Genomic DNA, 7,513 nt, shown 5'->3' on the forward strand with positions numbered 1-7,513 from the left:
ACGGCATCCTGTCCCTCAAAAGGTGGGACACGTCCGCACCTTTTCTCACTTTCAGCTTTCCGGAGAGCCTCTCGACCTATCCGCCAAACAACTGGACGGCGGCGCAGCCAAACCTCGGCTTCAAGCAGATTTCAGTCGAGCAGATGCAGGCGGTCCGATTCATGCTGAAGGGCCAAGGATCGCCCTCCTTGCCGGGGTATATGGCTCTGTCGTCGGTCGAGGGCTTTTCAAATCTGAATTTCGTCGATGCGGGCTTTGGAACATCGGACATCCGGATCTCTCAGCGAAATGCGGGTTCCGCCGCTTCCTTGCCAATGACCCCGGAGCATGACGCCATCTTCGGCGGTCATGGGGGTGATGCTTGGATGCAAAGTAGCGTCCGCGGCGATATCAAGCTCGGCACCTGGAACCATTGGACCCTCTTGCACGAAGTCGGCCATACGCTCGGATTGAAGCACGGGCACACCGGCGGGATCGGTAACTGGGCGACGCTGCCCCGCGAGAGAGACTCTTGGGAGTTCTCCGTGATGACCTATCACGCCTATGTCGGATCGGTGGGGAGCTATGCCTACGCACCCGGCGAACAACCGCAAAGCTACATGATGCAGGATATCGCGGCCCTGCAGTTCATGTATGGGGCCGACTTCACGGCCAACAGCACGAACACGATCTATTCGTGGAGCCCAACGACGGGCGAAACCTTTGTCGACGGTGTCGGACAGAGCCAGCCCTCAAAGAACAGAGTATTCCTGACCATCTGGGACGGTGGTGGAACCGACACTTATGATCTCTCGAACTATGCGAGTCATCTCAACATCGATCTGGCTCCCGGAGGATGGTCTGTCTTCGCGCGTCAACAGCAGGCCGTCCTTAGCCAGAAACACCTTGCACGAGGCAACGTCTTCAACGCGCTTCAGCATGATGGCGACCCACGCTCTCTGATCGAGAATGCAATCGGCGGATCTGGAAACGATGTCATCAAGGGAAACCACGCATCCAACGTGCTGAAAGGAAATGTCGGCGACGATACGCTCACGGGCGTCGGGGGGAACGATACGCTAGATGGAGGCACCGAGAAGGACACCGCCAGCTATTCGGCTGAGACCGCAGCCGTGCGTGTGTTCCTGTGGGCGAGAGTCGCTTACACCAGCGCGGGGCAAGATACATTCGTCAGCATCGAAAACGCAATCGGCGGAAGCGGCGACGACACCCTCGAGGGAAACACCGCAGACAATGCTTTTAAGGGGGGAGCGGGCGACGATCGTATCAGAGGCGAAATCGGCAACGATGTGCTTCAAGGAGGATCGGGCAATGACTCGCTGACGGGAGGAACCGGAAACGACTCTCTCGTGGGCGATGAGGGAAATGACACACTCATCGGCGGCGCCGATGCGGATTGGCTTTCCGGCGGCGTCGGAAAGGACCGCTTCGTATTTCAGCCCGGGTTTGGCAACGACACGGTGACGGACTTCAAAGCCGGCCCTGGAGGCGGCGACATCATCGTCTTCGACAAGTCGATCTTCGACAATTGGCAACAGATCTTGGCGGCTATCAGCGAGAATGATCAGGGCGTCCTGATTTCCGCCGGTCCGAGCGGTACATTGCGACTGCTGAACGTCACAAAGGCTGCGCTCTACGAAAGCGATTTCCTCATCGTCTGAAGTCTTGTGATGCTGACGTCAGTCCGAAGGTACCGCTCCTCTGCACGCCCAAGAGACCGCAGCGAAGGACCTCGGTCCGTCTGGCTGTCCAGCCTCGTAGGAAGACCGAACAGCGGCTTCGGCTTCGAGACGCTTCGTCGTGTCCATTGCAGCGACGTACTTGCCAATCGGCCCTTCACCCGCAGCGAAGGGAGCCCAGTAGTCATCAAAAGATTCGTAGTCCATCCGGATCATGAGCGACGTTTGATGAACGTCCGACAATCCCTTTTCGATGAAGGAGCGCTTCATCTCATCCGGTCGCATCATCGGCTGGAAGAGGTATCTGTTCCTCAGTTCTCTCGCTTCGTCGCTTCGCCCGGCCAAGGTATCCCAGAACATTCGAGTGGAGGGCATTCCACCGAGATGGTCCCAAACAGCCGCTGCGACCACGCCTCCCGGACGCACGACGCGCCGCATTTCGGATACGGCTTTTCCGGCATCCGATACGAAATGGAGAACAAGAAGTGACAACGCGCGATCGAAATAACCATCCTCGAAGGGGAGCGCGCACGCATCCGCTTCCTGGATGCTGATCCGCGGATCCTTGTTCCGGCGCTTCGCCGCCTCGACGAACACAGGCGAGTAATCAATCGCTGCAATCTCGGCAACATCGGCCACTTGCGGCATTGCGAACGTCAAGCTTCCGGTGCCGCACCCGACGTCGATAACACGCTCGCCAGCGGCGAGGCCCGCGAAATCGATCAGGAGGGGTGCCAATCTTCGGCTCCAGCGGCCCATGAGCTGCTCGTAGCCGTCTGCGCTGCGGATGTTGAAACTGGATGGCATGGTGACTTCTCCTGAAGACCACGAAAGGTAGGCTAGGTCCGTTGAGGTTTCTTGCCAAGGTGTCTGACGTCTTCCGTTGACACGCCTTCTGGCGCTGCAATTGCTCCTCATTCGGCTGTTTCGCTAAGCTGATGCATCTCTTCCTGCCCTATGCTAAGATACTCAGATCGATCCTCTTAATCCTATTGGCGCGCTCGCGACATGGTGCGCGCGGCGGGCGTTCGGCTGAAGTCGATCGATTGCGCGAAAGCAGCGTGCGGGCCTCGTAGCAAATTCCGCCGATGGGTTTCTGCGCGGATCATCGAACCGGGACGCCGTCGGAGACATAAGAGACCATTTTCGCCCAAGAGACTTTTCTCGCTGTTGACAAAAATCGGCAAGGCCGGCGCGTGTTGGCTCGCACCGGCAACTTGGAGACGATCTTGTAATCTGGCGACAAGCTTTCGCGGATTGTTCATTCGAGGATTTTTCATTCGAGGATTGTTCATGGCAACGATCGCTCAGACCACRGAGGAACTGGACCTCCTGCGCAAGGAACTGTTCGACGCTGCCCGGGTGATGACGGATCCCGACGAGCGCGCGAAGCTCCAGGCCGCTGTTGCCGAAATCGATGCCCTTCTCGACAAACTTGCCGTTTCGGTCCTCCACAAGACGGAGGCCAAACTCGGCCCCTTGCGCCAGAGGGTCGAAGTCCTGACCGACGACGCTGAAGAACGACCGTCGGAGCCGAAAGCGGTGGCGAACGACCCGATCGCCAAGAAGACCAACGGAAGCGGGCCATCCGAAAGCCCGAAGCCGGCGCGCGCGACGACGGTCGACCATACTCCTTCCACGCGCGAAGACGGTGGTTTGATCCTTAAAGAAACTCATCTCATCGCACTTTGGAAGCGATCGGTTTTCCCAATCGACGATCGCGGCGTGATCGTGTTCGGTATTCGGGGTTGCCTGCCGGTGGACTATGCGGGGACCGGTTTCGGTCGTGAGCATGAGATCCAACTCAGTCCAATCAACTACCGTACGATGAACTGCACGATCGGGCTGTGGCGCCCGTCGGAAGGCTTCGCGCTCTTCCCCGGATCGACCGTGCCGTTTGCCTCCGCTGTCGCAGGCGCCGTCTCCAGTGGTGGCAGTGGCGTCAATCAGCTTGGTCGCGGACGCTATGCAAACTACGTACCGGGATGGCACAAGCGGGCCGAGGGGCAGAACGGTCACTGGGCCTTGCTGCAGGAATGTCCCATCACACTGCAACGCACGACTGACGATACCGATTTCGACCTTATCGACCGCTGGGAGGTCGGCCGCATCGCCGGAGACAACATCCATTGCGCTTTCCATATGGGGCCCGACGCCGCGATCCCGACGTCGCGGTATTCGAGCGCCGGCTGCCAAGTCGTCGCAGGAACGGTCAAGAAGGGTGTTGCCGGCAGTGAGCGCGGCCCCTGGGCAAAGTTCGTTGCACCGTTCTTGAGCGAGAACGCAGCCGCATCGAAGGGTGTGGAGTATGTCCTCTTCGACGGCGTCGAAGTGCAGCAGATGATCAAGAACCGATGCATGGGAAAGGCGGTGATCCTGCGGATTGGTTCGCGCGGGCCTCTCGTACGCGAGCTGCGGCGGCGCTTGGCATCGCGCCTTGAGCGATCCATGAGCGAAGACACAGAATTCGATTCCGCGACTTTTCAGGCGGTCATCGATTTTCAGTCGAGTGTGTTCGGCGCGAACAGTGACGACGGGATCGTCGGACAAGAGACGGCATTGGAGCTGGGCTTCGAGTTGCCCCTGTTCGATTTCGACGACGCAGTGAATGGCGGATCAGGTCTGAGAGATCCGCGCGCCGCCGAGCTGAATACAGTGACCGCCTCCGTCACGACGTCCATCACTACGGATGATCTCGATGCGATCGCCTGGGGCGGATTTGCCGAACGCCGTTGCGGCCCGGGATTCAAGCAAAAGGTCGTCTCCATCGCCGGAACCCTGGGATGCGATCCCAACCATCTCATGGCGGTGATGGCGTTCGAGACGGGCGGAACGTTCGCTTCTGACGTCAGGAACGCCGCTGGCAGCGGTGCTGTCGGCCTGATCCAATTCATGCCGAAGACCGCCGAATCCCTGTCGACGACAACAGCCAGACTGGCAAAATTATCACCKGTCGAGCAACTCGATTTCGTTGAGCGATATTTCAAGTCCGTCACCGGCGACCGCAGGCTCGCAACTCTCAGCGACGTCTACATGGCCGTTCTGTTTCCGGCCGCAGTGGGAAAAGCCGAAAGCTTCGTCCTTTTCAAGCAACCCTCCGTCGCATACCGGCAGAACAGAGGTCTCGATGTCAACGGCGACGGCGTCATCACGAAGGCGGAGTCGGCCGCAATGGTGATGGACCACCTCGTGAAAGGGATGGATGTGGGCAATCTCGGCTAGTTCGTGCCGTTTTTCCAACCCCGCGACCGGCTGATCTGCAGGGCGCACATTCCGTGCGAGCTTTGAGAGGACGTTCGATGCCGAATGTGCAAGCGACTACGCGATTTCTCGTCAAAGCCAGGGCCGGGTTACGTTCGGCCGCACTCTCCTTAGAGGGAGCGCGCATTCCCCTGAAGGCGCGGCCGCTGTTCGAAAGCGTCGGCCGTGGTGACGGTTTCAAGGCAGCAGAAGAGACCGAATGGCAGATCGTCTCCGCACCTCTGGGAATGGTCGAGGCCAATGCCTGGGATGTCTGCCACAATCTTCTGCGGGACGGGCTCGGTGTCGCGGGCGTTCCGCCTCCGGAATTCGTCGAGCCAGACCTCGAACAGCGATGGAACACCGGCGATTTCGACCGCGAAGCGATGGCGCTCGCATCGGATTGTCAACGTCCAGATCCGCAGGACCTGCGCTTTCCGTCTGAGCCGGATCCCATGTGGTTCCGTAACGCCGATCACAGCCAATTTGCGGATATGCTCACGTCGCTGGGAACATCGTCGGGCGGCAGAACGGTCCGAATTGCGCATCTCGACACGGGATACGACCCCAACCACCGAGCTCTGCCGCCGYGACTGAACAAAGTGCTGCAACGAAATTTCGTCGACGGCGAGACCGGCAACGACGCATCCGACATCACCGACGGCGCACTCAACAATCTCGGACACGGAACCGGAACCATCAGCATCCTCGCGGGTCAGATCAAGGATGGGCCAGTCATCGGCGGCGCGCCCTTTGCCGAGATCGTTCCGATCCGCGTCGCCAATCGCGTCGTCCTCTTCTCCAACAGCGCGATTGCGCGCGCACTGGACTACGTGCATTCCCTATGCCGAAATCCCGACACCCGCATCGATGTGGTGACGATGAGCATGGGCGGCCTCGCCTCGCAGGCTTGGGCCGATGCAATCAATGCTCTCTACGAAATGGGCGTGTTCGTCGTGACCGCGGCCGGCAACAATTATGGCAACCTCCCAACCCGAAACATCGTGTACCCAGCGCGGTTTGGGAGGGTCGTTGCAGCCTGCGGCGTGATGGCTGACCATACGCCCTACACGGATCTCGGCATCGAGCGCATGGCCGGCAACTACGGCCCGGACAGCAAGATGGAGACTGCCGTCGCCGCATACACGCCCAACTGTCCCTGGGCGCGGTTGGGTTGTTCGGATATCGTTGATCTCAATGGAGCCGGGACATCCGCGGCTACGCCTCAGGTGGCAGCAACGGCCGCGACCTGGATTCAAAAAAACAGAGCGGCCATCGAGAAATATCCGGAACTGTGGATGCGTGTCGAGGCAACGCGAAAGGCGATCTTCGATACGGCTCGGTTACCGCCCGGTCAGGACCGCACGCGTCTTGGACGGGGTGAGATCAAAGCGCTCGATGCGTTGCGCCAAAAGCCCGAAATGGCGGCACGCCTGACGAAGCAGCCGATCGACCGGGCTTCCTTTCCACTCTGGACAGTTCTCACAGGTCTCGGCCTGCAGGGTCAGATTACTGAACCAGAAAGGCGCATGCTCGAACTCGAGGCGCTTCAGCTTTCGCAATCGGCTGAAGTCGAGAAGCTGGTGAGTACGATCGGGCGGCCACCCGAAGCGCTGACGCAATCCGACATCAGGACGATCGCCGATGTGCTCGCTGCCCAATCGAGTTGTTCCCGCCGTCTGCGCGAAGCTCTCGGCGCTGCGGGTGCGCGCCCGGTAAGAGTCGCCCTACCTCCGCTCGAAGTCGCAACCGCCGTGCGGCGCCTCCATCTGGGGCTCGCTATCAATCCACCTCTGCCAAAGCCCGTCCATCGTCGGCTGCGCGTATTCGCCTACGATCCGTCTCTAGAGTTGAGACTCGATACCCTCGGCATGAACGAGGCCACCCTAGACGTGCGTTGGGAACAGGACCTTCAGGCCGGGCCGATCGGTGAATACATCGAAGTCATCGATGTCGATCCGGCAAGCCGTGTCTGCTACGCGCCAGTTGATCTCGATCACCCGCATCTCCTCGTCCAAGACGGCCTGCGCCCCTCCGAGGCCAATCCCCAGTTCCATCAGCAGATGGTGTATGCGGTCGCCATGCGGACCATTCAGCACTTCGAGGAAGCGCTGGGCCGTGCGGCGCTCTGGGCGCCTCGGCACATCACTGCCGCCGACGGCACATTCGTGCGGGAAGATTATGTCCAGCGCTTGCGGGTCTATCCTCACGCGCTGCGCGCGGAGAATGCCTATTACAGTCCTGAACGTGTCGCCTTGCTTCTTGGATATTTCGTCGCGACGGAGCGTAGCTCCGGCGATGTCCTACCAGGGAGCGTCGTCTTCAGCGCCGTCTCGCACGACATTATCGCCCACGAAACGACGCATGCACTTCTCGATGGCCTTCACCGTCGCTACAAGGAAGCGACGAATGCCGACGTCCTGGCGTTCCATGAGGCTTTCGCCGACATCGTCGCTCTGTTCCAGCATTTCACAATACCCGAGGCCCTGCGGGCGCAAATCGCGAAAGCGCGCGGCGATCTCAGGCAGCGGACGCTGCTGGCGCAGCTGGCGGTTCAGTTTGGCCTCGCCACCGGGCGATATGGCGCCTTGCGG

4 protein-coding genes are annotated in these 7,513 nt (G+C 60.0%); 3 read left to right on the plus strand and 1 reads right to left on the minus strand.

Translation table 11 applies throughout. The annotated features are described in order from the left end of the window. Window positions 1-1,661: M10 family metallopeptidase C-terminal domain-containing protein (locus AC1DT3_RS08340; protein WP_477464786.1), on the plus strand; the 1,661-nt coding region annotated here is incomplete at its 5' end. 18 nt (window positions 1,662-1,679) lie between these two features. Here the strand turns inward: AC1DT3_RS08340 and AC1DT3_RS08345 are convergent. After that, window positions 1,680-2,486 (minus strand): class I SAM-dependent methyltransferase, encoded by an 807-nt coding sequence (locus AC1DT3_RS08345; protein WP_477464787.1) that lies wholly within the window; start codon window positions 2,484-2,486, stop codon window positions 1,680-1,682. Between the two features lie 486 nt (window positions 2,487-2,972). On the opposite strand from AC1DT3_RS08345, the gene AC1DT3_RS08350 reads away from it, so the two are divergent. Together AC1DT3_RS08350 and AC1DT3_RS08355 are read left to right on the plus strand one after the other, a co-directional pair. Further along, window positions 2,973-4,901 (plus strand): peptidoglycan-binding protein, encoded by a 1,929-nt coding sequence (locus AC1DT3_RS08350; RefSeq protein ID WP_477464788.1) that lies wholly within the window; start codon window positions 2,973-2,975, stop codon window positions 4,899-4,901. Window positions 4,902-4,978: 77 nt separating this feature from the next. Continuing rightward, the coding region (locus AC1DT3_RS08355) for a S8 family serine peptidase (protein ID WP_477464789.1) at window positions 4,979-7,513 on the plus strand (2,535 nt) is incomplete at its 3' end.

This window comes from Microvirga sp. P4_G7 (assembly GCF_056401005.1).

Excerpts from the sequence above, each read along its gene's own strand:
- AC1DT3_RS08345 (WP_477464787.1), bottom strand. The coding sequence starts at position 2,486 with ATGCCATCCAGTTTCAACATCCGCAGCGCAGACGGCTACGAGCAGCTC.